The 24,249-nt window shown below is 67.1% G+C and carries 24 protein-coding genes, 1 tRNA gene and 1 pseudogene; 15 read left to right on the top strand and 11 right to left on the bottom strand.

All coding sequences use genetic code 11. From position 1 onward, the window contains the following. Positions 1 to 56: 56 nt before the first annotated feature. Together alkB and ada are read left to right on the top strand one after the other, a co-directional pair. Complete coding sequence (gene alkB / locus ACTPOE_RS01845; protein ID WP_458870494.1) at positions 57 to 707, top strand: DNA oxidative demethylase AlkB; 651 nt, start codon at positions 57 to 59, stop codon at positions 705 to 707. A gap of 106 nt (positions 708 to 813) precedes the next feature. Then, positions 814 to 1,740, top strand: a complete 927-nt coding sequence (gene ada, locus ACTPOE_RS01840) for a bifunctional DNA-binding transcriptional regulator/O6-methylguanine-DNA methyltransferase Ada (protein ID WP_458870493.1) — start codon at positions 814 to 816, stop codon at positions 1,738 to 1,740. A gap of 71 nt (positions 1,741 to 1,811) precedes the next feature. On the opposite strand, the gene argG is transcribed toward ada, so the two are convergent. Both argG and ACTPOE_RS01830 read right to left on the bottom strand, forming a co-directional pair. Then, a complete protein-coding gene (gene argG / locus ACTPOE_RS01835; RefSeq protein WP_458870492.1) occupies positions 1,812 to 3,155 on the bottom strand; it encodes an argininosuccinate synthase in 1,344 nt (447 codons plus the stop codon). 96 nt (positions 3,156 to 3,251) lie between these two features. Next, the gene (locus ACTPOE_RS01830; protein WP_458870491.1) at positions 3,252 to 4,466 is read right to left on the bottom strand and encodes an alpha/beta hydrolase family protein; all 1,215 of its coding nucleotides are present in this window, start codon (positions 4,464 to 4,466) and stop codon (positions 3,252 to 3,254) included. 139 nt (positions 4,467 to 4,605) lie between these two features. Between ACTPOE_RS01830 and ACTPOE_RS01825 the strand changes: the two genes are divergently transcribed. Continuing rightward, entirely contained in the window at positions 4,606 to 5,193 is a 588-nt protein-coding gene (locus ACTPOE_RS01825) for a peroxidase-related enzyme (protein ID WP_458870490.1), read from the top strand. A 30-nt stretch (positions 5,194 to 5,223) separates the two neighbouring features. Then, positions 5,224 to 5,299: transfer RNA gene (locus tag ACTPOE_RS01820), tRNA-Ala, on the top strand. 150 nt (positions 5,300 to 5,449) lie between these two features. Here the strand turns inward: ACTPOE_RS01820 and ACTPOE_RS01815 are convergent. Next, positions 5,450 to 5,551: pseudogene (locus ACTPOE_RS01815) on the bottom strand (transposase); the annotation flags it as partial. Between the two features lie 90 nt (positions 5,552 to 5,641). Between ACTPOE_RS01815 and ACTPOE_RS01810 the strand changes: the two are divergent. After that, a complete protein-coding gene (locus ACTPOE_RS01810) occupies positions 5,642 to 6,055 on the top strand; it encodes a MarR family winged helix-turn-helix transcriptional regulator (protein WP_458870489.1) in 414 nt (137 codons plus the stop codon). 77 nt (positions 6,056 to 6,132) lie between these two features. Further along, complete coding sequence (locus tag ACTPOE_RS01805) at positions 6,133 to 7,362, top strand: MFS transporter (RefSeq protein WP_458870488.1); 1,230 nt, start codon at positions 6,133 to 6,135, stop codon at positions 7,360 to 7,362. A gap of 69 nt (positions 7,363 to 7,431) precedes the next feature. On the opposite strand, the gene ACTPOE_RS01800 is transcribed toward ACTPOE_RS01805, so the two are convergent. Further along, positions 7,432 to 8,664, bottom strand: a complete 1,233-nt coding sequence (locus tag ACTPOE_RS01800; protein WP_458870487.1) for an HD-GYP domain-containing protein — start codon at positions 8,662 to 8,664, stop codon at positions 7,432 to 7,434. A gap of 301 nt (positions 8,665 to 8,965) precedes the next feature. On the opposite strand from ACTPOE_RS01800, the gene ACTPOE_RS01795 reads away from it, so the two are divergent. The 3 genes from ACTPOE_RS01795 to ACTPOE_RS01785 all read left to right on the top strand — a co-directional run bounded on the left by ACTPOE_RS01795 (position 8,966) and on the right by ACTPOE_RS01785 (position 13,253). Then, positions 8,966 to 11,011 carry a methyl-accepting chemotaxis protein gene (locus tag ACTPOE_RS01795; protein ID WP_458870486.1) on the top strand — a complete coding sequence of 682 codons (2,046 nt, stop codon included), beginning with the start codon at positions 8,966 to 8,968 and terminating at the stop codon, positions 11,009 to 11,011. Positions 11,012 to 11,238: 227 nt separating this feature from the next. Continuing rightward, positions 11,239 to 12,162, top strand: coding sequence for an EamA family transporter (locus ACTPOE_RS01790; RefSeq protein ID WP_458870485.1), 924 nt, complete (start codon positions 11,239 to 11,241; stop codon positions 12,160 to 12,162). A 50-nt stretch (positions 12,163 to 12,212) separates the two neighbouring features. Continuing rightward, a complete protein-coding gene (locus ACTPOE_RS01785) occupies positions 12,213 to 13,253 on the top strand; it encodes a PIG-L family deacetylase (RefSeq protein ID WP_458870484.1) in 1,041 nt (346 codons plus the stop codon). 10 nt (positions 13,254 to 13,263) lie between these two features. On the opposite strand, the gene trmD is transcribed toward ACTPOE_RS01785, so the two are convergent. The 7 genes from trmD to ACTPOE_RS01750 form a co-directional block, all read right to left on the bottom strand. Beyond that, positions 13,264 to 14,058, bottom strand: a complete 795-nt coding sequence (trmD, locus tag ACTPOE_RS01780; RefSeq protein ID WP_458870483.1) for a tRNA (guanosine(37)-N1)-methyltransferase TrmD — start codon at positions 14,056 to 14,058, stop codon at positions 13,264 to 13,266. Positions 14,059 to 14,072: 14 nt separating this feature from the next. Continuing rightward, positions 14,073 to 14,696: a ribosome maturation factor RimM gene (rimM, locus tag ACTPOE_RS01775; RefSeq protein WP_458870482.1), complete on the bottom strand. Its 624-nt coding sequence runs from the start codon at positions 14,694 to 14,696 to the stop codon at positions 14,073 to 14,075. A gap of 21 nt (positions 14,697 to 14,717) precedes the next feature. Continuing rightward, positions 14,718 to 14,978 (bottom strand): 30S ribosomal protein S16, encoded by a 261-nt coding sequence (gene rpsP, locus ACTPOE_RS01770; protein ID WP_458870481.1) that lies wholly within the window; start codon positions 14,976 to 14,978, stop codon positions 14,718 to 14,720. A gap of 215 nt (positions 14,979 to 15,193) precedes the next feature. After that, entirely contained in the window at positions 15,194 to 15,439 is a 246-nt protein-coding gene (locus tag ACTPOE_RS01765; RefSeq protein ID WP_458870480.1) for a sulfurtransferase TusA family protein, read from the bottom strand. A gap of 99 nt (positions 15,440 to 15,538) precedes the next feature. Continuing rightward, complete coding sequence (alaS, locus tag ACTPOE_RS01760) at positions 15,539 to 18,157, bottom strand: alanine--tRNA ligase (protein ID WP_458870479.1); 2,619 nt, start codon at positions 18,155 to 18,157, stop codon at positions 15,539 to 15,541. A gap of 179 nt (positions 18,158 to 18,336) precedes the next feature. Continuing rightward, on the bottom strand, positions 18,337 to 18,747 hold the full coding sequence (locus ACTPOE_RS01755) for a hemerythrin domain-containing protein (protein ID WP_458870478.1): 411 nt from the start codon (positions 18,745 to 18,747) through the stop codon (positions 18,337 to 18,339). A gap of 106 nt (positions 18,748 to 18,853) precedes the next feature. Beyond that, complete coding sequence (locus tag ACTPOE_RS01750; protein ID WP_458870477.1) at positions 18,854 to 19,606, bottom strand: RNA polymerase sigma factor FliA; 753 nt, start codon at positions 19,604 to 19,606, stop codon at positions 18,854 to 18,856. A gap of 312 nt (positions 19,607 to 19,918) precedes the next feature. Here ACTPOE_RS01750 and ACTPOE_RS01745 point away from each other — a divergent pair, with 312 nt between their 5' ends. The 6 genes from ACTPOE_RS01745 (at position 19,919) to ACTPOE_RS01720 (ending at position 24,178) form a co-directional block, all read left to right on the top strand. After that, positions 19,919 to 20,305: a flagellar protein FlaG gene (locus tag ACTPOE_RS01745; RefSeq protein WP_458870476.1), complete on the top strand. Its 387-nt coding sequence runs from the start codon at positions 19,919 to 19,921 to the stop codon at positions 20,303 to 20,305. An 87-nt stretch (positions 20,306 to 20,392) separates the two neighbouring features. Beyond that, on the top strand, positions 20,393 to 21,769 hold the full coding sequence (gene fliD, locus ACTPOE_RS01740; RefSeq protein WP_458870475.1) for a flagellar filament capping protein FliD: 1,377 nt from the start codon (positions 20,393 to 20,395) through the stop codon (positions 21,767 to 21,769). A 6-nt stretch (positions 21,770 to 21,775) separates the two neighbouring features. Continuing rightward, positions 21,776 to 22,207, top strand: a complete 432-nt coding sequence (fliS, locus tag ACTPOE_RS01735) for a flagellar export chaperone FliS (protein ID WP_458870474.1) — start codon at positions 21,776 to 21,778, stop codon at positions 22,205 to 22,207. A gap of 14 nt (positions 22,208 to 22,221) precedes the next feature. Next, the gene (locus ACTPOE_RS01730) at positions 22,222 to 22,557 is read left to right on the top strand and encodes a flagellar protein FliT (protein ID WP_458870473.1); all 336 of its coding nucleotides are present in this window, start codon (positions 22,222 to 22,224) and stop codon (positions 22,555 to 22,557) included. A 33-nt stretch (positions 22,558 to 22,590) separates the two neighbouring features. Further along, positions 22,591 to 23,859: a flagellar hook-length control protein FliK gene (gene fliK / locus ACTPOE_RS01725; RefSeq protein WP_458870472.1), complete on the top strand. Its 1,269-nt coding sequence runs from the start codon at positions 22,591 to 22,593 to the stop codon at positions 23,857 to 23,859. Continuing rightward, the gene (locus tag ACTPOE_RS01720) at positions 23,840 to 24,178 is read left to right on the top strand and encodes an EscU/YscU/HrcU family type III secretion system export apparatus switch protein (protein WP_458870471.1); all 339 of its coding nucleotides are present in this window, start codon (positions 23,840 to 23,842) and stop codon (positions 24,176 to 24,178) included. Before fliK ends, ACTPOE_RS01720 begins: the two co-directional genes overlap by 20 nt. Positions 24,179 to 24,249: the final 71 nt, after the last annotated feature.

Raw genomic sequence — 24,249 nt, 5'->3', positions numbered from 1 at the left:
ACGCCGGCGCCGCGGCACGAGCCCCGCTTCCGCACGGCCTGTGCCAAAATCTCCCCATGAAGACCCCCGACCTGTTCGGCGACCTCGCCCCCGGACGGCGCACGCGTCTGGGACCGGCCGCATGGGTGCTGCGCGGCCTCGCCCTGCCCTATGCCGACGCGCTGCTGCCAGCCCTGGCCAGCGTCGAGGCCGCATCGCCCTTTCGCCATATGCGAACGCCAGGCGGTTTCGCCATGTCGGCCGCCCAGAGCAACTGCGGCGCGCTCGGCTGGACCAGCGACCGGCGGGGCTACCGTTACAGTCCCCTCGACCCCGAAACCGGCCGGGCCTGGCCGCCGATGCCCGAGGTGTTCCTCCTCCTGGCGCGAGAGGCCGCCGCGACGGCCGGATTCGGGGACTTCGCGCCCGACGCCTGCCTGATCAACCGCTACCCGCCCGGCGCCCGGATGTCCCTGCACCAGGACCGGAACGAGCGCGACTTCGAGGCGCCCATCGTCTCCGTCTCGCTGGGCATGAGCGCCACCTTCCTGTTCGGCGGCCACGCGCGCGCCGACAAGGCGGCCCGGGTCCCGCTCCATCATGGCGACGTCGCCGTCTGGGGCGGCGAGGACCGGCTGCGCTACCACGGAATCCTGCCGCTCGACGGACAGCCACATCCGTTGCTGGGCGGCCGGCGCATCAACCTCACCTTCCGCAAGGCGGGCTGAGGGCCGCATCGGCGGCACCGATCCCGCCGCCACAGCAAGAAACGGAGTGTCCGCGGCGCCGATCCCGTCTAAGCTGACAGGCATCATGAAACACCAGGACCATGCCATGAACGTCCTTTCTCTCGCTCCGGACGCATCCGACACCGAGTCCGGCGCCGACGGCACCCGGGCTCCGGCCCGAACGCTCCGCGCCGATGCGCAAGCCCGACACGCCGATCTCGTGGCGCGGGCCTGCCGCGCCATCGAATCGTCCGTGACACCGCTATCGCTGGACGATCTGGCCACGCTGGCGGGCCTGAGCCCCTGGCACTTCCACCGCGTCTTCAAGGCCGCGACGGGCCTGACTCCGAAAGCCTACGCCGACGCGTTTCGCGCGCGCCGCCTGCGCGAGGCGCTGGACACCGCAGGCAACTCGGTCACGGACGCGATCTACGACGCCGGCTTCAACGCCAGCAGCCGCTACTACGAGACCGCCGGACAGGTGCTGGGCATGCGTGCCCGGGACTACCGCGCCGGAGGCGCCGGCGCCGTGATCCGCTTCGCGGTCGGCCAATGCGCGCTGGGCGCCATCCTGGTCGCGCAGAGCCGGCTCGGCCTGTGCGCCATTCTGCTGGGCGACGATCCGGACCGGCTGGTGCGGGATCTGCAGGATCAGTTCCCCCGGGCCGAGCTGATCGGCGGCGACGCCGGCTTCGAACGGCTGGTCGCCCAGGTAGTGGGGTTCGTCGAAGCACCCGCCATCGGGCTGGACCTGCCCCTGGACGTGCGCGGCACCGCCTTCCAGCAGCGGGTCTGGCGGGCGCTGCGCGACATCCCGCCGGGCGCCACCGCCAGCTACGCCGAGGTCGCCGCGCGCATCGGCGCGCCCAAAGCCGCGCGGGCCGTGGCGCGGGCCTGCGGCGCGAACCCCCTGGCCGTCGCCATCCCCTGCCACCGCGTCGTGCGGCGCGACGGCGACGTGTCGGGCTACCGCTGGGGCGTGGCGCGCAAGCGCGAACTGCTGCGGCGCGAAGCAGCCTCGAATAATCCCTGAATATGAACGGGGCTCCCCGCAGGGAGCCCCGTGTCGCGCGGTCGGCGGGGGGGAGGACGCCCCCGGCCCGATCACTTCGCCGGCGTGTCCTGCTTCAGCTGGGGGATGTCCGACTGGCCGGTCTTGGTCAGCAGCCCCGTCTGGGTATAGGTGAACAGCTTGGCGCGCGTGTCCACGATGTCCAGGTTGCGCATCGTCAGCTGGCCGATGCGGTCCAGCGGCGAGAACATGGATTCGCCCTTTTCCATCGTCAGGCGATCGGGATGGTAGGTCAGGTTGGGCGAACGCGTGTCCAGGATGGAATAGTCGTTGCCCCTGCGCAGTTCCAGTGCGACCTCGCCGGTGATGGCGCGCGCCACCCAGCGCTGGGCGGTCTCGCGCAGCATGATGGCCTGGGGATCGAACCAGCGGCCCTGGTACAGCAGGCGGCCCAGGCGCAGGCCGTTGATGCGGTACTGTTCGATCGTGTCCTCGTTATGTATCCCGGTCACCAGGCGTTCGTAGGCGACATGCAGCAGCGCCATGCCCGGGGCCTCGTAGATGCCGCGGCTCTTGGCCTCGATGATGCGGTTCTCGATCTGGTCGCTCATGCCCAGGCCGTGGCGCCCGCCGATGCGGTTGGCCTCCAGCATCAGTTCGACCGGATCGGCGTACTCCACCCCGTTCAGGGCCACCGGCTGGCCCTGCTCGAAGCGCACCGTGACTTCTTCGGCCTCGACCTCGACCTCGGGCTTCCAGAACGCCACGCCCATGATGGGCTGGACGATGCGGATGCCGGAATCCAGATGCTCCAGGTCCTTGGCCTCGTGCGTGGCGCCCAGCATGTTGGAGTCCGTGGAATAGGCCTTTTCCGCCGACATCTTGTAGTCAAAGCCGTTTTCCTGCATGTACCGGGACATCTCGGCGCGGCCGCCCAGCTCGTCGATGAACCGCTGGTCCAGCCAGGGCTTGTAGATCTTCAGGTCCGGATTGGTCAGCAGGCCGTAGCGGTAGAAGCGCTCGATGTCATTGCCCTTGAACGTACTGCCGTCGCCCCAGATATGGACGTCGTCCTCGCGCATGGCCGAGACCAGCATCGTGCCCGTCACCGCGCGACCGATGGGCGTGGTGTTGAAGTACGTCACCCCGCCGGTGGAGATATGGAAGGCGCTGCATTGCAGGGCCGCGATGCCCTCAGCCACCAGTTGCGCGCGGCAGTCCACCAGGCGCGCGCCCTGGGCGCCGTAGCGCAGGGCCTTGCGGGGGATCTCGTCGTAATCCGGCTCGTCGGGCTGCCCCAGGTTCGCCGTATAAGCGAAGGGCAGCGCACCCTTGTTCTTCATCCACAACAACGCGGCGCTGGTGTCCAGCCCGCCCGAAAAGGCGATGCCGACCTTCTGCCCGACCGGCAGGTTCTCAAGAATGGTTGTGCTCATGGGGGTCCGGATAAACCTGAGATTGAAATCGATCCGGCATTATATCGTCCGCGGCGGCGCCCCCCGCCCCAGCCCCGGCATGCGCCGCCCGCACCCTCAGCCCAGGGTCTCGTCGAGCCAATCCATGGCCACCGCCGCCGACAAGGACAGGTTGCTCACCTGGCAATGCGCATCGGCCCCTTCCAGCGCGGTGAACAGCCGGGGCGTACAGGGCCCGCCGACCGCGTCCTGGAATACCCGCCATTGCCGCAGAGGCTCGGCTCCCTCTCCGTCGCCCACCAGCGCCAGCGACGGACAGCGGATCGCAGCCAGTTCGTCCGCGCCCAGCCTGAAATCCAGGATGCGGCGATAAGTCTGGCTAAAGGTCGGCCGGCCGAAGCGCAGCATCAGATTGCGCGCCATCGCGCGCTTCTGGGCATTCATCACGGCATCGGGAATGTGGTCGAGATCGGCTACCCCGAAATCGTCCGACTCTGGCAGCGTCGCCGGATCGATTCCGGCGAAAGATGTCATGTAGGCATACAGGTCGGTGATCGGCGAATTGGGGATCAACGCCCGGATCCGCGGCTCGTGCGCGGCGATGCGGGAGGCGAAATACCCGCCGAAGCTGATGCCCATCAGGGCCAGGCGGCGCGAATCCATGCCCGGCTGCGCCAGGGCGTAGTCCACCGCCTGACGCCCCACCTCCTCGAAATCCGGCGCGAAATGGCTGGTCTCGTTGAAGCGCCAGGTGTCCATCTGGCCCGGCCCTGTGAACAGCAGCAGATCGTAGCCGCGCTCAAGCGCCGGCCGGCCATAGGAAAGGCAGGTTTCCTCGAGCGTACCGTCGAATCCGCTCGTGATCATCAGCATGCGGCCACCGGCGCCGCGGATGTGGTACGCGGGCAAGCGCAGGCCCCCATGCGAGAACCAGAGTTCCACGCAGGAGGCCTCGTCCCATTGCATCGCCTGCAGAAAAGCCCGGCGGCTGGCCAGACCATATACTCGGTGGAGGGGATCGTCCACCGGGCAGTAATATTCCGCCGCGCGATAGCTGTTGCAGGCCACCAGGTACTGGTCCCGGGCGCTGATCGCATGCCCGTTGCGCGCCCTCGCCGCCGCATCATCGGACTGGCGCCGTCCCGCTTCGGAAAAGGCCTCGATCCACGAGGCCGGATCGGCGTCGCGGATCCGCGATGCCGCCGCCAGGCACTCGCCGATCGAGGCGCCGCCGTATCGGACCGAACCCAGCTGGCGCATGAGCTGGTGATCCATTTCAGAGTCCCGGAAGCCCTGCACTCTCGTATGCCCGCGCTCCAGTGCTTCAACCATGTCTCCTCCCAAGGCCATGCCGGCCTGCCGATCATTGGTTCTCACGCCTTATTGCGGCCCATTCCCGTACCGTCCGCCTGTGACGGTATGCTACTTTAATTCGACGCCGCCCTGGCCAATTCCCACAAGGATCCCGCGCATGAGCACGCTCCCCATCAGCCGCTACCCCGTCCCCGACCTGGGCGTCCTGCCCGAGGATATCCGCGCCCGCATTCTCGCCGTCCAGGAAAAGGCCGGCTTCGTCCCCAACGTGTTCCTGGCCCTGGCCCACCGCCCAGCCGAGTTTCGTGCCTTCTTCGCCTACCACGACGCCCTGATGGAAAAGGACGGCGGCCTGAGTGCGGCCGAACGGGAAATGATCGTGGTGGCAACCTCCGGGGCCAACAACTGCCTGTACTGCGTGGTCGCCCATGGCGCGATCCTGCGCATTCGCGCCCGCAACCCCCTGCTCTCCGATCAGGTCGCCATCAACCACCGCAAAGCCGACCTGAACCCTCGCGAAATGGCGATGCTGGACTTCGCCCTGAAGGTCTCGCTGGATGCCCGGGACATCGGCGAATCCGACTGCCAGGCCCTGTATCCCCATGGCTTCGACGACGAGGACATCTGGGACATCGCCGCCATCGCCGCCTTCTTCGGCCTGAGCAACCGGATGGCGAACTTCATGTCCATGCGCCCCAACGACGAATTCCACCTGATGGGGCGACTGCCCAGAGGCTCTCATTAGTCTTTTTCTGTGCTAGAATGCACGTCTTTCGGGGACGTAGCTCAGCTGGGAGAGCGTCGCGTTCGCAATGCGAAGGTCGGGAGTTCGATCCTCCTCGTCTCCACCAAATATTCTGCGGGTTTCCGCGCAATTGGGCCACCTAAACAGGTGGCCCTTTTTGCCATCTTCGGCTCTACCCCATGAACAGGGGATGGGCATTCATCGGACACGGTTGATGACGCCGTTCCAGCCGCACCGGGCCAAGACTCCGCTGCGGTAATTTGATGCGGTAATTCTCAAAGTTCCTGAAGCCATAGGCCCTGCGCGAGAGCATCTCCATTTTCGTATGGAACCCTGGCTCTTCCACTCCTGGATTTTCATTCTATAATTTACATAGATAGACTATGTAATTAACCAGGGAATGAATGACATGCGGGAATGCCCGTCCGCGACTTCTCCGGGAGCCGAGTTGCTGGATCGTATCGTCCGGCTCAACCGCTGGGTGACGCGCCACACGGCCTGGACGCTGCCGCTGGCACAGGCGCGCGTGCTGTCGCAGATCGACGAACTGGAAACCGCCCGCATCGGCGACCTGGCGCGGGCCGAACGGTGCACCCAGCCGACCATGACCACCCAGGTGCATCGCCTGGAGACGCAGGGACTGGTCAGCCGCGCCCCCGATCCGGAAGACGCCCGGGCGGCCCTGATATCCCTGACGGCGCCGGGCCGGCAGGCGCTGGCCGAGATCCGCCGGGCCCGCGCCGGCATCGTCGAATCCCTGGTCGACCGGCTGGACGCCGCGGACCGCGCGCGGCTGCAGGACGCCCTGCGGGCGCTGTCGGCGCTGCTGGACGCCGCCTATCGCCAGGCGCCCGACCGCTGACCGGCCGGACACCGATCGATCGCGTAGCGACCGAAAGCGACCGAACACCCCATCATCATCGAGGAACCGCATTCATCATGAACCTGTTGCGACAACCGAAAGCCGTCCTGGCGGTGGCGTTTGCCTGCGTCATCGCCTTCATGGGCATCGGACTGGTCGATCCGATCCTGAAACCCATCGCCGACTCCCTGGGGGCCACGCCTTCGCAGACCTCGCTGCTGTTCACCAGCTACATGGCCGTCATGGGCCTTGCGATGCTGATCACCAGCGCCGTGTCCAGCCGCCTGGGCGTCAAGCCGACCCTGCTGCTCGGACTGGCGGTCATCATCGTGGGCGCCGGACTGGCCGGCCTGTCCGACTCGATCCGCGCCATTGTCGGCTACCGCGCCATCTGGGGCCTGGGCAATGCCCTGTTTGTCGCCACCGCGCTGACAGCCATCGTCAGCGCCTCCTCGGGTTCGGTGCGCGACGCCATCATCTTCTACGAAGCGGCGCTGGGCGTCGGCATCGCCGCCGGCCCGCTGATCGGCGGGGTGCTGGGCTCGATTTCATGGCGCGGGCCATTCTTCGGGGTTTCCGTGCTGATGGCGCTCGCCTTCCTGGTCACCCTCCTGCTGCTGCCGGACGCGGCCACCCGTCCCAGGCCCAGTTCGCTGCGCGCCCCGTTCCGGGCGCTCAGGCACCCTGGCCTGCTGGGGGTGGCCCTCACCGCTCTCTTCTACAACTTCGGCTTCTTCACCCTGCTCGCCTATACCCCCTTTCCGCTGAACATGACCGCCCGACAGGTCGGGCTGATCTTCTTCGGCTGGGGCGCGATGCTGGCCTTCGCCTCGGTGATCCTCGCCCCCCGGCTGCAGGGCAGCTTCGGCACGATCCGCTCGATCCTCATCGCGCTCACGGGCTTCGCCCTGGTACTGGCCACGATGGCGATCTGGACGGATCACAAGGCGGTCCTCGTGGCGGGCGTGGTCGCGGCCGGCCTGTTCCTCGGGATCAACAACACGTTGGTGACCGAAACCGTGATGAAGGCCGCCCCGGTGGAACGGGGCGTGGCCTCGGCAGCCTACAGTTTCGTGCGGTTCAGCGGCGGCGCAATCGCGCCCTGGCTGGCGGGCTACCTCGGCGAGACCATCGACGATCACGTGCCCTACTGGGTCGGGGCCGCCGCCGTCATGCTGGGGGTCGTGGTGCTGGCCTCGAGCCGGCGACACCTGGGCCATATCGACGAATCGCACACGATCTCCGCGGTCCGCACGGCGGACGGCGAGGCGGAAGCACCCGAAACACCCATGGTCCGCACGGCATAAGGGCCGCCGGCCAGAGGCGGTCTTCTTTCGCCCAGGGACGCAGGCAGGCGAGCGTCGACGCTCCAACCGCTACGGCAAGGACTCGCCCGGCATCCAGTACGTCTCCAGTCCCGTGAAGTTCCAGGCGGACGGATCTTCCGGCCGCAGGATCCGGTCGCCGCACCCCGGATCGCTCAGGTCCAGGCATTCCTCCGGACACACCCTGCGGGTCTCCAGGCAGAAAAAGGCCTTGACCCGTGGCAGCAGCAGCGAATCGGGGTTCGACGCCACCACGACGGCCAGGCGCCGGGACTTCAGGCGCACCAGTGAGCCGATCGGATAGATGCCCACCGTCTTGACGAAGGCTTCGAATACGGGACGATCGAAATGCCCTGCCCAGGCGGCCATCCTGCGCATGGTCTCGGCCGGGTTCCAGGGCGCCTTGTAGACCCGCTCTGAGGTCACGGCGTCGTAGACGTCGCAGACGGCGCCCATGCGGGCCAGCAGCGGGATGCCGCTTCCACTCAGCCCGTCCGGGTAGCCGGAACCGTCGAACTTCTCATGATGATGCAAAGCGACGGACTGGACCGACTCGTCCGCTCCGCCCTCCCGCAGCATCGCCGCCCCCAGGACCGGGTGACGTTTCATGACATCGAATTCCGCATCCGACAGCCGTCCCGGCTTGTTCAGGATCTCCAGCGGGACGGCCGCCTTGCCCAGATCATGCATGAGTCCGCCCAGACCCGCCTGCCAGGTCAGTTCGGCATCCAGCCTCAATTGGCGCGACAGCGCCAGCATCAACGCGCAGACCGCCACCGAATGCAGATAGGTATAGTTGTCGCTCGTCTTGAGCCTGGCCACGCTGAACAGGGCCTGGGGATGGCGGGCGACTGAATCGGCGATCTGGCGCACCAGCGGCAGAGTAGCCTCGGGATCGATCGCACGGCCCATCCGGGCCTCATCGAACATCCCCAGAACCTGATCATGCGCGGCAAGGCACAGACGGCGGGCCTGCTCGATTTCCTCTTCCAGCGAAACCCGTGGCCCCGACGCCTCCGCGGAGACGGGATCGGACATGGCCTCATGCCGCGCCGCGGCGGACCGGGAGCCGGATTCCCGGGCGGCCGGATCTTCCGGTCCCCGGCCCCTGGCCGTATCGATCCAGACCTTCCGGATGCCGGCGGCCTGAATCGCCTCGAGTTCCTGCGGCCGGATCAGCAGGAAGCTGCCGCGCCAGAAAGGATGCCGGAACCAGTCGCCCTCCAGCTTGTGGATGTACATCCCGAGCCGCAGCTCGGACGGGGGAATACGCTCGATCGACATGGCTTGCACACCCAAATCCCGGCCTGATCCCGGACCGCCGATCCGCGATCGGAGCCGGCCAGCCTCATTTTTCTGCATGTAACAGACAAAGTCCATCGGCAGATCCGCTGATTTGTGGCGCCAAAGACTCGAATCACACGCTTCTTGTATTAAAAGCATTGATCCAGATTAACAGCCACTCAATCTCTCCGATCATGCGGACGGGAACAGCATTTCCCCGCAAACCAAACTTTACAATTGCTAAACAATTGAGCCACCGCCGGCGCCCTCCCCGAAGCGCCACACCGACTGGAACGCCCACATGAAACCAAGCGCCCTCGACACAGCTCTCAACCGGCTCCGCCTCTGGCAAAAATTCGCCGTACTGGCGCTCTTCGGCGTGGTACTGGTCGCCGCGCCTTTCTTCCTGTACGTGTACGAATCCGGCAAGACCATCCAGGCCACCCGGCTGGAAGCAAGCGGTCTGCAGCCCATGCGCCTGCTGATGAAAACCTTGCAGCTGGCGCAGCAGCACCGCGGCCTGTCGATGATCACACTCAACGGCGACGCGTCCGCCGAACCCCGGCGCACTACCCTGCAGGGCGATGCCGACCGCGCCTTCGAAGCGCTGGACGACGCGCTGCGCCAGGATGCCCAGACCCCGGCGCTGCTGGCCGCCTGGCAGGAGGTCCTGCAGGGCTGGACCTCTCTGGAAGGACAGGTCGCCCGGAAAAGCCTTGCGCCCGCGGAGAGCTTCCAGGCCCATGTCGAGCTGATCGCCCGGCTGCTCCGGGTGAAATCCCTGCTGCTGCAACGCTACGGACTGAGCTTCGACCCCCAGGCCCGGGGCTACTACCTGATCGACACGGCGCTGAACCAGGTGCCCATGCTGACCGAGCTGTTCGGTCAGACCCGCGCCATGGGCTCGGGCCTGCTGACGCGACACGACGCCACGGACGCCGAGCGGCTGCGGGTCATGGTGCTGATCAACCGCGCCGAGGAACATTACATCAGCCTGAATGACGCGCTCGAAAGCGCAGCCCAGCAATACCCCGAACTCGGCGCCAGCCTGGCCGAACCCGGCCGGGCGGCGCTCCAGGAAGCCCGCGCGGCCATCGAACTGGCCCAGAAAGAAATCATCCAGGCGCAATCCCTGCGGTTCCAGGCCGCCGATTTCTTCACCCGCTATACGCAAGCCATCGACGCTCAGTACCAGTTCAACCAGGCAGCCCTGGCGCAACTGGAGTCCGTGCTGGACGACCGCGCCGAAAGCCTGTCCCGCACCCGCTTCCTGCTCGGCGGCGGCATCGTGCTGCTCAGCCTGCTGGCAGCCTTGGCCAATTTCCTCATCACCCGGGCGCTGCTGCGCCAGTTGGGCGGCGAGCCCGCCTACGCCACCGCCATCCTGAACAGGATCGCCACCGGCGACCTGGCGGTTCCCATCGAACTGAAGCCCCAGGACCGTACCAGCCTGCTGTTCGCCCTGCGGGACATGCGCGACCACTTGGCCGAAATCGTCAGCAAGGTCCGAGGCGGCGCGAATTCCATCGCCTCGGCCTCCAGCCAGATCACCGCCGGCAACCTGGACCTGGCCTCGCGCACCGAGCAGCAGGCCAGTTCCCTGGCCGAGACCGCCGCCACGACGGAGCAGCTTACCGCCACCGTGCGCCAGAACGCCGACAACGCCCAGCAGGCCAACACCCTGGCCGCCTCCGCGGGCCGGACGGCCACCGACGGCGGCGCCATCGTCGCCGAGCTCGTCTCCACCATGAGCGAGATCGACGCCAGGGGACAGCAGGTCGCCGACATCATCGGCGTCATCGATTCCATCGCCTTCCAGACCAACATCCTGGCCCTGAACGCCGCGGTCGAGGCCGCCCGCGCCGGCGAGCAGGGGCGCGGCTTCGCCGTGGTCGCGGCGGAAGTCCGAGCGCTGGCCCAGCGCTCGGCCAGCGCCGCCAAAGAAATCAAGACCCTCATCGACACGTCCGTGGAATCGACCGCCAGGGGCAACGAGCAGGCCTCGCGCGCGGGCGCCACGATGCAGGACATCGTCGACGGCATCAACCGCGTCACCGACATCATGGGCGAGATCAGCGCGGCCAGCCGCGAACAGACCACCGGCATCGAGGAGATCAACGCGGCGGTCACGCAAATGGACGACGTCACCCGACAGAACGCCAGCCTGGTCGAGGAATCGGCTGCCGCGGCAGCCAGCCTGCAGGAACAGGCCGACACCCTGGTCGACCTGGTGGCATTCTTCCGCCTCGATTCGTCCGATCACCAGGATGCGCACAGGCATCCGGACGGCCCGCGCGCCCTGCCCCACCACACCCAGCCGCCCCGGCTGCTGGCCGCCCGCTCCTGATTCCGCGCTCGCCAGGCATGGCCGCCGCCCATGTATCGAACCCGCGACACATGGGCGGCGGCCATGCCCTCCATCCGGTTGATGCCTTAACTTTCTCGCAATGCCCTTGTAAAATTTCTTGTCCGGAATCCAAAGTCCACGGCGGCCCACCGACCCAATGTTTCCGGGGCTGCTGCGCGACTCCGTTCGCTCCTCTCACCGTATTCCATGCTCCATTCGCCGATCCCATGATGCCGGCCCCGCAGCCGGCCGCCCTGCCCCGCCACCTGGCGGTCGGGACGCTGATCCTGATCAGCGCCATCTTCGCCACCAACCACGTCGCGGCCCGCGTCGCCTTCGACGACGGCGCGGGCGTGCTGCTGGGGGTCGCGTGCCGGGCCGGGGCCAGCCTGCTGGCGCTGCTGGGCATCGTGCTGTGGCGCCGCCAGGGCCTGATCCTGCCCGCCCGTCTGGGTGCCTGGCAAGTCCTGCTGGGCCTGCTGATCGCCCTGCAGAGCTTCTGTCTGTACTCCGCCGTCGCCCGCATTCCGGTCGCCCTGGCGCTGCTCATCAACAGCCTGTTCCCCCTGCTGTTCGCCCTGCTGACCTGGGCGTTCGGCGGCCCGCGCCCGACCCGCCGCGCCAGCCTGCTGATGGGACTGATCCTGCTGGGACTGGCGCTAGTCCTGGACCTGCCCGGCCTGCTGCTGGGAGACGGCGCCCCTCTCGGTGCCCGCTGGGCGGCGGGGATCCTGCTGGCCTTCAGCAGCGCCGCCTTCTTCGCCTGCGCGCTGTGGATCACCGAGCACCGGCTCGCCGTTCTGCCGGGACCGGTGCGCAGCCTGTACACCATCCTCATCGTCTTCTGCGCCATGCTGGCGGCGGGAGCCGCCGACTTCATGCCGGGCGGCATGCGGCTGCCCGACGGTCCATCCGGCTGGGCCGCCCTGGCGGCCCTGTCCCTGTGCTACACCACCGGCTTCTGCACCCTGTTCATCCTCATGCCCCGGCTGGACATGGCGCGCAACGCCCCGGTGATGAACGCCGAGCCCGTCGCCAGCCTGGCCCTGGGCTGGCTCATCCTGGACCAGGCCTTCAATGGCCGCCAACTGCTGGGTGGCCTGATCGTGCTGTCCTGCATCGTCATCCTGGCCTATTCGCGGCGGCGCTGACGCCTCCGGCGCGGCGGCGCGGCCTCCCTCCACAACGGCACCCATACACCATGCCTTCCCTGCCATCGGCATCCGGCTCCCCGATCCGCAATCCGATCCGCCGGTCCCGCCTGCCCGCGCGGATCCTGGTCCTGCTGGCCCTCGCCCTTCCTCCGGCCGCCCGGGCCTCCCTGCCGGCAACCGCGCAAGCCGCTCCCAAAGCCACCGTGCACACCGTCCCGCAAGCCGCCACGGACTGCGCGGGCGGCAAAGTGCTGAGCGTCGTCGCCCACCCCGACGACGATCTGCTGTTCATGAATCCCGATCAGGACGACGCGATCCGCCAGGGCCGCTGCGTGCACACGGTCTACCTGACGGCCGGCGACCGGGGCGAAGGCCTGGACTACACCCTGGCGCGCGAGCGCGGCATCATGGCCGCCTATGCCGACATGGCGGGCGCGGCGGATGCCTGGAATACCGACGGCCTGGCGGTCGGCCAGCACACCCTGGTGCGCCATACCCTGCGCGCCAATCCGCGCATCCAGCTCATCATGCTGCGCCTGCCCGACCCCTGGCTGGGCGCCGGCTGGGGCAGCCTCACCCCCCTGAGCCGTCTGGAATCCGTGCCCCACGCCCGCGTGCGATCCTACGCCCCCTATCCCGACATCTACACGCGCGGCGAACTGGTCCGCCTGCTGGCCGACCTGATCCGGCAGGAACGCCCCCAGACCGTCCGCCTGATGGACCCCTCGATCACCATCCCCTACCGGTCGCTGTGCTGGCGCTGCGCCGGGCATGACCACCCCGACCACATCGCCGGCGCCCGGCTGGTCGAGGCCGCCATGGCGCTCGCCCCGGGCCCGTATTCCCGCACGGCCTACCTGAACTACCCCAGCCAGGAACTGCAGGCCAACCTGGACGCGGCCCGGACGGCCCGCAAGACGGCGATCTACCTGCGCTATGCGGAAGACGACCCGCTGTCCTGCCCGCCCGGCAGCAGTTGCTCCGCGCCCACGGGCCCCGAAGCCGCCTGGGTCGCGCGGCAATATTATGTCCGGCCCGCCGCCCGGCCGCTGCAGGCTCGGGCGCCGCAGGCAAAACCCCGGGAATGATGATTGTTCGTTAGGCGCCGGCGTGCTTCGCCGGCCGCGCCGCCTGTTCCAGCGTGCGCTCGTCGCGCGCGTCCAGCTCGCCCGCGGCCCGCGCACGGTCGATCAGGTCGGGCCGGCGCGCCGCCGTCAGCGCCAGGGACTGGTCCCGCCGCCAGGCGGCGATGCGCGCATGGTGACCGGACAGCAGGGGTTCGGGCACGGCGTCGCCGCGCCAGTCCTCGGGCCGGGTGTAGTGCGGGCTGTCCAGCAGGCCGCTCAGGGCGGAATTGAAGGAATCCTGCACGGCGGACTCGGCATCGTGCAAGACTCCCGGCAGCAGGCGGACTACGCTGTCCATCAGGACCATGGCCCCCAGTTCGCCTCCCGACAGCACGAAATCTCCCAGAGAAACTTCCTCGTCTACATAGTGGTCGATGAAGCGCTGGTCGATGCCCTCATAGCGGCCGCAGATCAGGATGGCGCCCGCGCCCTCCGCCCAGCGCCGGGCGCGGGCCTGGTCGTGCGTCCGGCCGGCCGGCGACAGCAGTACGACGGGAACCGGCGCGCCCGGGGCGTCGACTCCCTCCCGCAAGCGGGCGGCGCGGGCCGCCTCGACCGCCAGGGCCAGGGGTTCGGCCAGCATCACCATGCCCGGGCCGCCGCCGTAAGGGCGGTCGTCCACCGTGCGGTGGACATCGGTCGTGAAGTCGCGGGGATTCCACGCCACCAGGGACCAGATCCCCCGGGCATGCGCGCGGCCGCTGACGCCTTGGTCGCGCACGGCGGCGAACATCTCGGGAAACAGCGTGATCAGGTCAAACCGCATGACACGATCCGGCTTCAGAAGTCGGCCGGCCAGTCGCTGTCGATGCGGCGGGCCTGGAGATCGACATGCTGCACGTGCGCCGCCACGAAGGGCACCAGGACGTGACGCGGCCGACCCCGCGCATCGGCGAACGGGTGGAAGACACCGCCGGCGTCGGGCGCGCCCAGCGCCACTTGCAGCACGGCATGGGCGCCATTGTCCAGCACCTGGTCGACGCGCCCCAGCAGCCGGGGACCGTCGTCCCCCATGCCGTGGAAATCGCAACCGATCAGGTCGATCCAATAATATTCATCGTCGTCCGCTTTCGGAAACGATGCCCGGGACACCCATACGGTGCAGCCCCGCAGCGCTTCGGCCGCGTCGCGGTCGGCGATCCCGTCGGCCTGGGCCGCCAGGAACTGCCCGCCCTGACGGCGGCAGGCGCGGATATTCAGACCGCGCGGACGCATTGAAGCGCCCGTTCCCAGAGCGGGATCGGGCGCTTTGAGCCACCAGACCGGCGCACCCGACAGTGCATCCGCCTGAGGCGAATGAGGCTGAATTTTCAGCCAGCCGCGCACACCGTGAGCATTGACCACCCGGCCGACCTCGACCAGATCGTCCGGCGGCGCTGCATCCAGGAACACGGAATCGGCCATCGCCGGCACGACGGACCGCGATCAAGCGGCGGACGCGACCTTGGCGGAATATTCCTTCACCAGGCGGGCGACCGTGTCGGACAGCTGGGCGCCCTTGCCCACCCAATGCTGAACGCGATCCAGGGCCAGGCGCAGGTTTTCCTGACCTTCAGCGGCGACGGGGTTGTAGAAACCCACGCGTTCGATGAAACGGCCATCGCGGCGATTACGCGAATCGGCAGCAACGACATTGTAGAAGGGACGCTTCTTCGAGCCGCCGCGGGCCAGACGAATCACAACCATGGACAATCCTTTGAAAATGCTATGAAAAACGCAAAATTCTAGCATCAATCGAATTGATAATCAACGAATCGATACTACGAGATACCATCTATCCGCTTCCGATACCACAACGAAAGTCGGCATGATCGAACTGTTCGAATCCGATACGATAAAACGTGAATTATCACTGCCTGGCGAAGACGGCGGCGGCGCAACAATCCGGAAAAGCACCAGACTCAACGACGTCGGACGTAGTGCACCTGGACGGCATCGTCACGCGCCTGCTGCGCCAGCAACGCGTTGCCGGTCTGCTGACAGAACGCCTGGAAATCCCGGCCCGCGTGGGGGTCGGTGGTCAGCACAGCCAGCACCTGGCCGCTTTCCATGCGGGCCAGGGCCTTCTTGGTGCGCAGGATCGGCAAGGGGCAGTTCAGCCCCCGGGCGTCGATTTCCTGGTCCGCGCACGGGATGTCTACACTCATATCGATTCCTTGGCACCACACCCTCCACGGCGCTCCGTGCAAGGCGCTCCGACTCGTCAGGCACAGGACAAGCCCGCGGGGACTGCCCTGTGTCCGGACTCATCCCAACCGGTCGGCCACCCAGGCCCGCACCCCGGCCAGTGCGCCGTCCAGCGATGCCACGTCGGAGCCGCCGCCCATGGCCATGTCCGGACGGCCGCCACCCTTGCCACCCACCTGGGCGGCAATGGAACCCACCAGATCGCCAGCCTTGACCCGCGCCGTCAACTCGGGACTGACGCCGGCCACCAGGCTGATCTTGTCGTCCGCCACGGCGGCCAGCAGGATCACCGCGCCGGGCAGTTTCGACTTGAGCTGATCGACCATGCCGCGCAGCGCCTTGGGGTCCACGCCCGCCAGCCGCACCGCCAGCAGCTTCGCCCCGGCGACGTCCACGGCCTGACCGGCCAGGTCGGAACCCGCGGCAGCGGCCAGTTTGTCCTGCAGACGTTCGAGCTCGCGCTCGATCTGGCGCGTCTGCTGCTGCAGAGCCTGGATGCGGTCCGGCACTTCGACGGGCTGGGTCTTGAGCAGCCCGGCCGCCTGGTCCAGCGTCTCGCGGGTCCGCTGCACCCAGGCCAGGGCGTTGCGGCCGGTGATGGCCTCGACCCGGCGGATGCCGGCGGCCACGCCGCCCTCGGACACGATCTTGAACAGGCCGATGTCGCCTGTACGTGCCACGTGGGTGCCGCCGCACAGTTCGCGCGAGAAGCCGATGTCCAGCACCCGCACCACATCGCCGTATTTCTCGCCGAACAAGGCCATCGCCCCGCCGGCCACGGCCTCGTCGTAGGCCATGTGCTGCGTCCGCACCGCCTGGTTGGCCAGGACTTCGTCGTTGACGATGACTTCCACCTGCGCGATCTGTTCGGCCGTCATGGGCGCATCATGCGCGAAGTCGAAGCGGGTCTTGTCCGGATCGACCAGGGAACCGCGCTGCTGCACATGGCCGCCCAGCACCTGGCGCAGGGCCTTGTGCATCAGGTGGGTGGCCGAATGATTGCGCATCGTGTCGGCGCGGCGCCGGGCGTCGACTTGCGCACGCACCGTGTCGCCCACGGCCAGGGCGCCCTGCTCCAGAACACCGTGGTGGCCAAAAACATCGGCCTGGATCTTCTGAGTGTCCGCCACCTGGAATCGGGCCGCCGCGCCGACCAGCAGGCCGGTGTCGCCCACCTGGCCGCCGGATTCGGCATAGAACGGCGTCGAGTCCAGCACCACCACGGCCTGCTGGCCCTGCGCGATCGACCGCACCGAAACGCCGTCCACGTACAACGCCGTGACGGCGGCCTGGCCTTCCAGATGGTCGTAGCCGTCGAAGCGCGTTGCCACGCCATCGTAGCTGAGATCGGCCGACGCCTTGAATTTGCCGGCGGCGCGCGCCTGCTCGCGCTGATGCGCCATCGCCTGTTCGAAACCGTCCAGATCGGCGGGAATGGAGCGCTCGCGGCAGATATCGGCCGTCAGATCGACCGGAAAGCCGTAGGTGTCGTAGAGGGTGAACAGCGTCTGGCCGTCCAGCGCCTGACCGGCCGGCAGGGCCGCCAGGGCGGATTCCAGGATGCGCATGCCGTTTTCCAGGGTCTCGCCGAAGCGTTCCTCTTCCTGGCGCAGCACCTGCTCGACCCGGGCCTGCTGGGCGGCCAGTTCGGGATAGGCATCGCCCATCTGCCCGACCAGGTCGGCCACCAGCCGGTGGAAGAACAGGCCCTTCTGGCCCAGCTTGTGCCCGTGCCGCAGGGCACGCCGGATGATGCGGCGCAGCACGTAGCCGCGCCCCTCGTTGCCGGGAATCACGCCATCGACCACCAGGAAACCGCAGGCACGGATGTGATCGGCGATGACTTTCAGGGAATTGTCGGCCAGATCCGTGCAGCCGGTCTCGCGCGCCGCGGTGCGGATCAGGTTCTGGAACAGGTCGATCTCATAATTGGAGTGGACGTGCTGCAGCACGGCGGAGATGCGCTCCAGACCCATGCCGGTGTCCACGCAGGGCTTGGGCAGCGGGCGCATCGTGCCCTGGGCGTCGCGCTCGAACTGCATGAACACCAGATTCCAGATCTCGATGTAGCGATCGCCGTCCTCTTCGGGCGATCCCGGGGGGCCGCCCCAGATCTCCGGGCCGTGGTCGTAGAAGATCTCGGAACAGGGACCGCAAGGACCTGTGTCGGCCATCTGCCAGAAGTTGTCCGAGGCGTAGCGCGCGCCCTTGTTGTCGCCGATGCGGATGATGCGTTCGCGGGGCACCCCGATTTCCTGCGCCCAGATGTCGTAAGCCTCGTCGTCTTCCTGGTAGACGGTGACCCACAACTTTTCCTTGGGCAGGCCGTAGACCTCGGTCAGAAGGGTCCAGGCGTACGTGATGGCGTCGCGCTTGAAATAGTCCCCGAAGCTGAAGTTGCCCAGCATCTCGAAGAAAGTATGGTGCCGGGCGGTGTAGCCGACATTTTCCAGATCATTGTGCTTGCCCCCCGCGCGCACGCAGCGCTGCGCGGTGGTCGCCCGGTGATAAGGCCGGGTGTCCTTGCCGGTGAAGACGTCCTTGAACTGGACCATGCCGGCGTTGGTGAACAGCAGCGTCGGGTCGTTGCCCGGCACCAGCGGCGAGGAAGGAACGACCTGGTGTCCCTTGGACTCGAAAAAGGACAGGAATTTCTGACGGATCTCGGAGGTTTTCATTCGTTTGGCCGCTGGGGGGAAACTAGCCGGCCATTATATGCGTTTTGATACCGTCAACTACGCGTCCTTGTGCGCGGTCCCTGACCGATCAGGCACTTGCCCGGTCCCTCCGGGGGGGAAGGCCGGCAGGCCACGCCCCCAAAGTCCCAGACCGGATCGACCCGCCTCCGGATACGGGTCTACAGCGCCTCGATAGCCGGGTAGAACTCGCGGTTCTCGCGCAGCATCCGATCGTGCACGTTTTTCAGCACCATGTTGGCCTCGGCGCGGAAGTCTTCCGGACTGCGCGTCAACAGCGTGGCATTGCCCCAACGGCGGGCGAAATTGATGAAGGCGCTGGCAATGCCTTTCATATCGTTCTGGTAGGCCACGCTCATGCGCGCCATGCGGTCGTCGCCGCTTTGTTCCAGTGATGGATACAGAATCCGGTCCTCGATGGCCAGGTGCTGGGTGACGACCTGGGCCAGGGTCTTCAGTTCATGGGCGATGTCCACGGCGTGATCGGCGATCCCCTGGTGGGATAGTCGGCGCAGCAAACTGATGCCGCCGAGGATTTCGACGTGCTGGTGCTTGAAACGATCGATATTCATGATGAGGTTCCCTCGCCATTGTGATCCGGCAGCCTGTGCCGTATAAGATATATGTTAAATGAATCTTTTTACGCGCGCAAGACGCCGAGCAGCCCGGACAGCCCTCTCACAAAAGATGTTCGTAATCGTCGGTATCGGCGTCAGGTTCCCAGGAGTGGCTGGCCAGCCAAGCGCGGATGCGCGCCACGGCCTGGGATCGCAACTGGGACACGCGCCCTTCGGTGATTTCCAGGACGGCGGCGATTTCCTTCTGGTTCAGATCCTGCTCGAACTGCAGCGACAGCAGCAGTTGCTCGCGTTCCGGCAGATTGCGGATCGCCTCGATCAGCACCGACCGCAGGCCCTCGCGCATCAGCCAGTCCAGGGGATTGCCGCCCTGGCCACCCGCAACCGCGTCCAGCACACCCTCGCCGTCGCGATCTTCCCGGTGCAGAGCCAGGTCTTCGTACATCAGCACCTGGACACCATGCGCCTCTTCGAGCAGCGTCTGATAGCTGGCCAGGCTCATGCCCATTTCCTCGGCGATCTCGGTCTCGGTCGCCGGGCGCAGCAGGCGATGGCGCAGCGTCCGGATGGCGTCCTCGATGCCGCGCGCCTTGGCGCGCACGCTGCGCGGCAGCCAGTCTTGACTGCGCAATTCATCCAGCATGGCGCCACGGATGCGGGTGACCGCGTAGGTCTCGAATTGCGCGTCGGCCTGCTGCTGGTAGCGCCGCACCGCATCCAGCAGCCCCATCATGCCGGCCTGCATCAGGTCGTCGAGTTCGACGCTGGCCGGCAATTTGCCGATCAGCGCCAGGGCCTGCCGACGCACGAGCGGCGCATGGCGGGCGATCAACTGGTCCTCGGAAAGAGGCATCGCACAATCCGTGAAACACATTATGAGATGCAAGTATGCATCATGAACGCCCCGGATGTTTTCCCAAGCAACATGGCTTTCCCCCGTGAATTTCCTCCGCAAAGTCCCCTGCCTGGCCTTTGCCGGCCTGGCCCCGGGGCATTGTTTCCGGAGTTCCCGGAACATCGTTCCTAAAGTTTTCCCGGATCCCGCCGTTATGCCAGAGTGAAAATCCAGGATCCGCCCGATCCGGAGGATATGTCCCGGGCGCTTCCTGAACAGAACAAGCACACCCGGACAGGAGCACGCATGATTCACCCCATTGGAAACCAATTGGCATCCTCCAGCCTGGGTCTGGCGGCTCCCGTGTCCGAGCGCTTGCCGGCCCAGTCCGATCCCGCCGCCCAGGTCACGCCCGTCGACGACGCCCAGTCCAGCCGCTTCGGAAAGCATGCCGATTCGCGTGAACTCGGCCTGCGACAGCCGATCGAGCCGCCGAAATCCTCTCTGGAAAAAGCCCTCGAATCCGTCAACGACAGCCTCAAGGCCTGGTCCACCGGCATGCGCTTCGAGATGGACGAGGAAGCCCAGCGACTGGTCGTCTCGATCGTGGACAGCACGACCGGCGAGGTTCTGCGCACGATCCCTTCCGAAGCCGTCCTGCGAGTCGCGAAAATGATTGTCCAGCTCCAGGGCTCCGGCGTGGACACCCAGGCCTGATCCACGAATCTAAAACGAAATCTCACCCCACACATCGTCTTTGCCGCCGCCGAACCGGGGCATAATGGCTAAACGGAGAATCACATCATGGCATCAGTCTCTTCCCTCGGTCTGTCCGGCCTGCCGCTCACGGACCTGCTCGACAAGCTGAAAACCAATGAAAGCCAGGTTCTGAACACCATCAAGAGCCGGCAGACGGCGGCGGAGGCCAAACTCTCCGCCTACAGCAAGCTGAAAGACGCCGTCGCGTCCCTCCAGAAGGCCGCGCAGGCCGTCGGCAAGGCGGACGCCTTCGGGGCGCTCGCCGTGAAATCCGGCTCGGACGCTTTTTCCGCGACGGCCGGCAGCTCGGCCATCCCGGGCCAGTACTCCATCCAGGTCGACAAACTCGCCTCGGCCCAGACACTGGTCTACGCCGGCCGGGCCGACCGCACCACCGGCATCGGCACCGATGGCACCCTGAAGATCACCATCGACGGCACGGAAAAATCCATCGACCTGAGCGGCAAGGGTACGTCCCTGAACGACCTGGTGGCCGCCATCAACGCCGACTCCGACATCGGAGTGAACGCCACCATCGTCAATGACGGCACGCCCGGCAGCCAGTACCGCCTGCTGCTGACCAGTCGCCAGACCGGCGAGCAGAACGCCGTCACCAACATCACGGTCGACGGCAACGCCGACCTGGACGCCTTCCTGGGCTATGCGGGCGGCGGCTCCACGGCGGGCGTCACGGTCCAGGATGCTTCCAACGCCGAACTGACCATCAACGGCATCGCCGTCACCAGCCAGAGCAACACCATCGAAAACGTGATCGACGGCGTCAAGCTGACACTGAACCAGACCACGGCCAGCGCCGCCAACCTGACCCTGACCCGCGACGACAGCGTCGCCCAGAAAGCGGTCCAGGATTTCGTCTCGTCCTACAACAGCCTGCTGGGCACGATCAAGACGCTGACCGCCTACAACACCGATGCCAAGACCTCGTCCGCCCTGACCGGCGACTCGCTCGCCCGTTCGGTGCAGACCCGCATGCGCGACGCGATTTCCGGGGCATTCGATCCCGCCAGCAATACCAATCTGTCGAAGATCGGCATCACGACGGACCCCAAGACCGGCGAACTGAAGATCGACAACGACAAGCTCGCCAAGGCGCTGTCCGAGAACCCCGACGGCGTGAAGTCCCTATTCACCAGCGGCACCGGCATCGGTGGCCGGGTGGATGCCGCCGCCGATGCCTTCACCAAGACCGGCGGGATCTTCAGCACCACCACCGACGGCCTGAACAAGACCATCTCCGACATCAAGAAACAGTACGACGCAACGTCCGACCGCATCGACCAGCGCATGGAGACTTACCGCGCCCAGTTCACCCAGTTGGACGCCATGGTCAGCCAGATGAACTCGCTCAGCAGCTACCTGTCGCAGCAGCTCAGCGCGCTGAGCGGCAGCAAGAGCAGCTAAACCGCCATGACCTACGCCCCCCGTTCCCGCTCCGCCCGCGCCACCGGCTCCTACACCAACATCGGGCTCGAGACCGAAGTACTCGGCGCCTCGCCCGAGCGCCTGATCTCGCTGCTGTTCCGGGGCGCGCTGACAGCCATCGCCCAGGCCCGCCACCATCTGCGCAATGGCAACATCCAGGAACGCGGCAAGGCCCTGTCCAAGGCCATCGACATCGTGGACTCGGGCCTGAAGGCGGGCGTGGACACCGAACGCGGCGGCGAAGTCGCCCGCCTGCTGATCGCATCCTACGAGATCATCATCCGCGACCTGATGCAGGCCAACCTGCACAGCGACGAAGCCAAGCTCGATACGGCCGAAAAAATGCTGATCGACCTGGCCGGCGCCTGGCACACGGCCGTCGACCCCCAGTTCGGCGATCCTCCCCCCAGCCACTGACCGGAATCCCGCCATTGAGCACGCCGCACGCCTCCATCCTCGAGCGCTACCAGGAAATCGCCGACTTGTCCGGCCAGATGCTGACCAAGGCCCAGACTCAGGAATGGGACGAACTGGTGGCACTCGGCGCCCGCTACCAGGAAGCGGTCGAGCGGTTGAAAACGCTGGACCCGCTGGACGACGACCAGAAGAACGCCCGGCGCGAACTGCTCACCCGCATCCTGGATGACGATGCCCGGATCCGCCAGCTGATTTCGCCCGAGCTCGAGCGTCTGAGCCACCTGCTGGGCACGTTCAAGCGCCAGCGCACCGTTCTGCAAGCCTACTACAGCACGGTCCGCCCGCACTAGGGCTCTCCGCCCCCACCCAGGAATCACGCCGCCATGAGCATCGGGGCCCCCTCCAACCTAGGCACGCTGCTGATCCAGCGCCTGGACGCCGTGCTGGGCACCACGCTGGGCCAGCAGGCCAACATCGCCTCCGGGGCGGGACCTCAGGCCGTTCCTCAACCGGCCAACCCCGAAAACCCCAGCGCGCTGCAGAATCCGGCTCAACGCCACCCCCGGGAAGCGGTCGATCAGGCCAGCCAGCAGGGCCGCCAGCAGGCCGCCGTCGGCAAGGCCGTGCGGGACATGCGGCTGGACAACCTGCTGGGCCGTGGCACGACCTTTCACAACTCCACCCAGTCAGCCCCGACCACTCTGGGCTACGCCGCCCGTATCATCCTCGCCCTGCTGAACCAGTTCCCCCACGACGGCCAGGCCATGCGAGGGCAATCGCCGCTGCTGCCCGGCAACGGCGGCGGCCCGGCCGCGGGCGGCAATGCCGCCGGCCTGCCCGGCAGCGCGGGCGCTCCATCACCCGGCACCCCGTCCGCCCAGGCGGGCGGGGTCGCCCAGACCTGGGCCCAGCTCGCCACATCCCTGAGACAACCCGGTGCTCTGGCAGCCCGATTCGCCCAGGCTCTGTCGCAATCCGTGCAGACGAGCGGCCTGTTCTACGAATCCCATCTCGCGCAACTGGCCACGGGTAAGACCACGCCCCAGGATCTGCGGCAGGAACCCCAGGGCCGCATCCCACCCCGGCCCGCCGCCTCCGGGGGCGCGACCCAGAACCCCCAGCAAGCCGCCCCCGCCCCCGCGCCCGGCGCGCCGGCCACGACGGGCGGTGCCGGCCCCGAAACCGCGCAGACCCATGCGGCGGCCGGCCAGACCCATGCCGCATCCGTCCCGGGCATCGATCCGCAGGCCCAGTTGCTGGTCCGCCAGCAGCTCGAAGTCCTGGCCAATCAGGCCTTCATCTGGCAGGGTGAAGCCTGGCCGGGCGCCGACATGCAATGGGAAGTCCGCCGCCGGCCGCAGGACGACGAGGGGGACCGTGACTTCCAGGAAGAACATTGGTCCACCCGTCTGAATCTGCACCTGCCGACCCTGGGAAACGTCCAGGCGCGCCTCAGCCTGTCCGGCGACCAGCTGGTCATGCGGCTGACGGCGCCCCAGTCCGCCGAACGGCTGGGACAGGCCATCGAACCGCTGCGCGCCCGCCTGCTGGCGCAAGGGCTGCAGGCCAGCCAACTGTCCGTCCAGACCCGGGACGACAACCCCGACACCCCTCCGCCGGACTCCCGGGAAAATGAAATCGCCGCATCCTGACCCCCACCGCCCCAGCGCCGTCGCCGTCTCCTACGACCCGACGGACTCCGCGCCCCGGGTCGTGGCCAAGGGCTACGGCACGCTGGCCGATACCATCGTGCGCACCGCGCGCGAGCACGGCCTGTACGTGCATGAATCGCCGGAACTGGTCGGCCTGCTGATGCAGGTGGACCTGGACTCGCACATCCCTCCCAGGCTCTACGTCGCGATCGCCGAACTGCTGGCCTGGCTGTACGCCCTGGACACCGAGGGCGGCGTCGTGCGGCGCGCCTCCGACGAGGAGGCGTCCCCGCCGGCCGTCCCGCCTCCGGCGCCCTGACCCTGATACCACGCATATGAAAAACCCGCCTGGCAAACTTCCGACGGGTATCCGCGATTCGCGTCGTCCGG

The sequence above is a fragment of the Castellaniella sp. WN genome, assembly GCF_054457555.1.
Note: the sequence above shows the minus strand (reverse complement) of the source record. Positions and strands in the feature narration are given on the sequence as shown.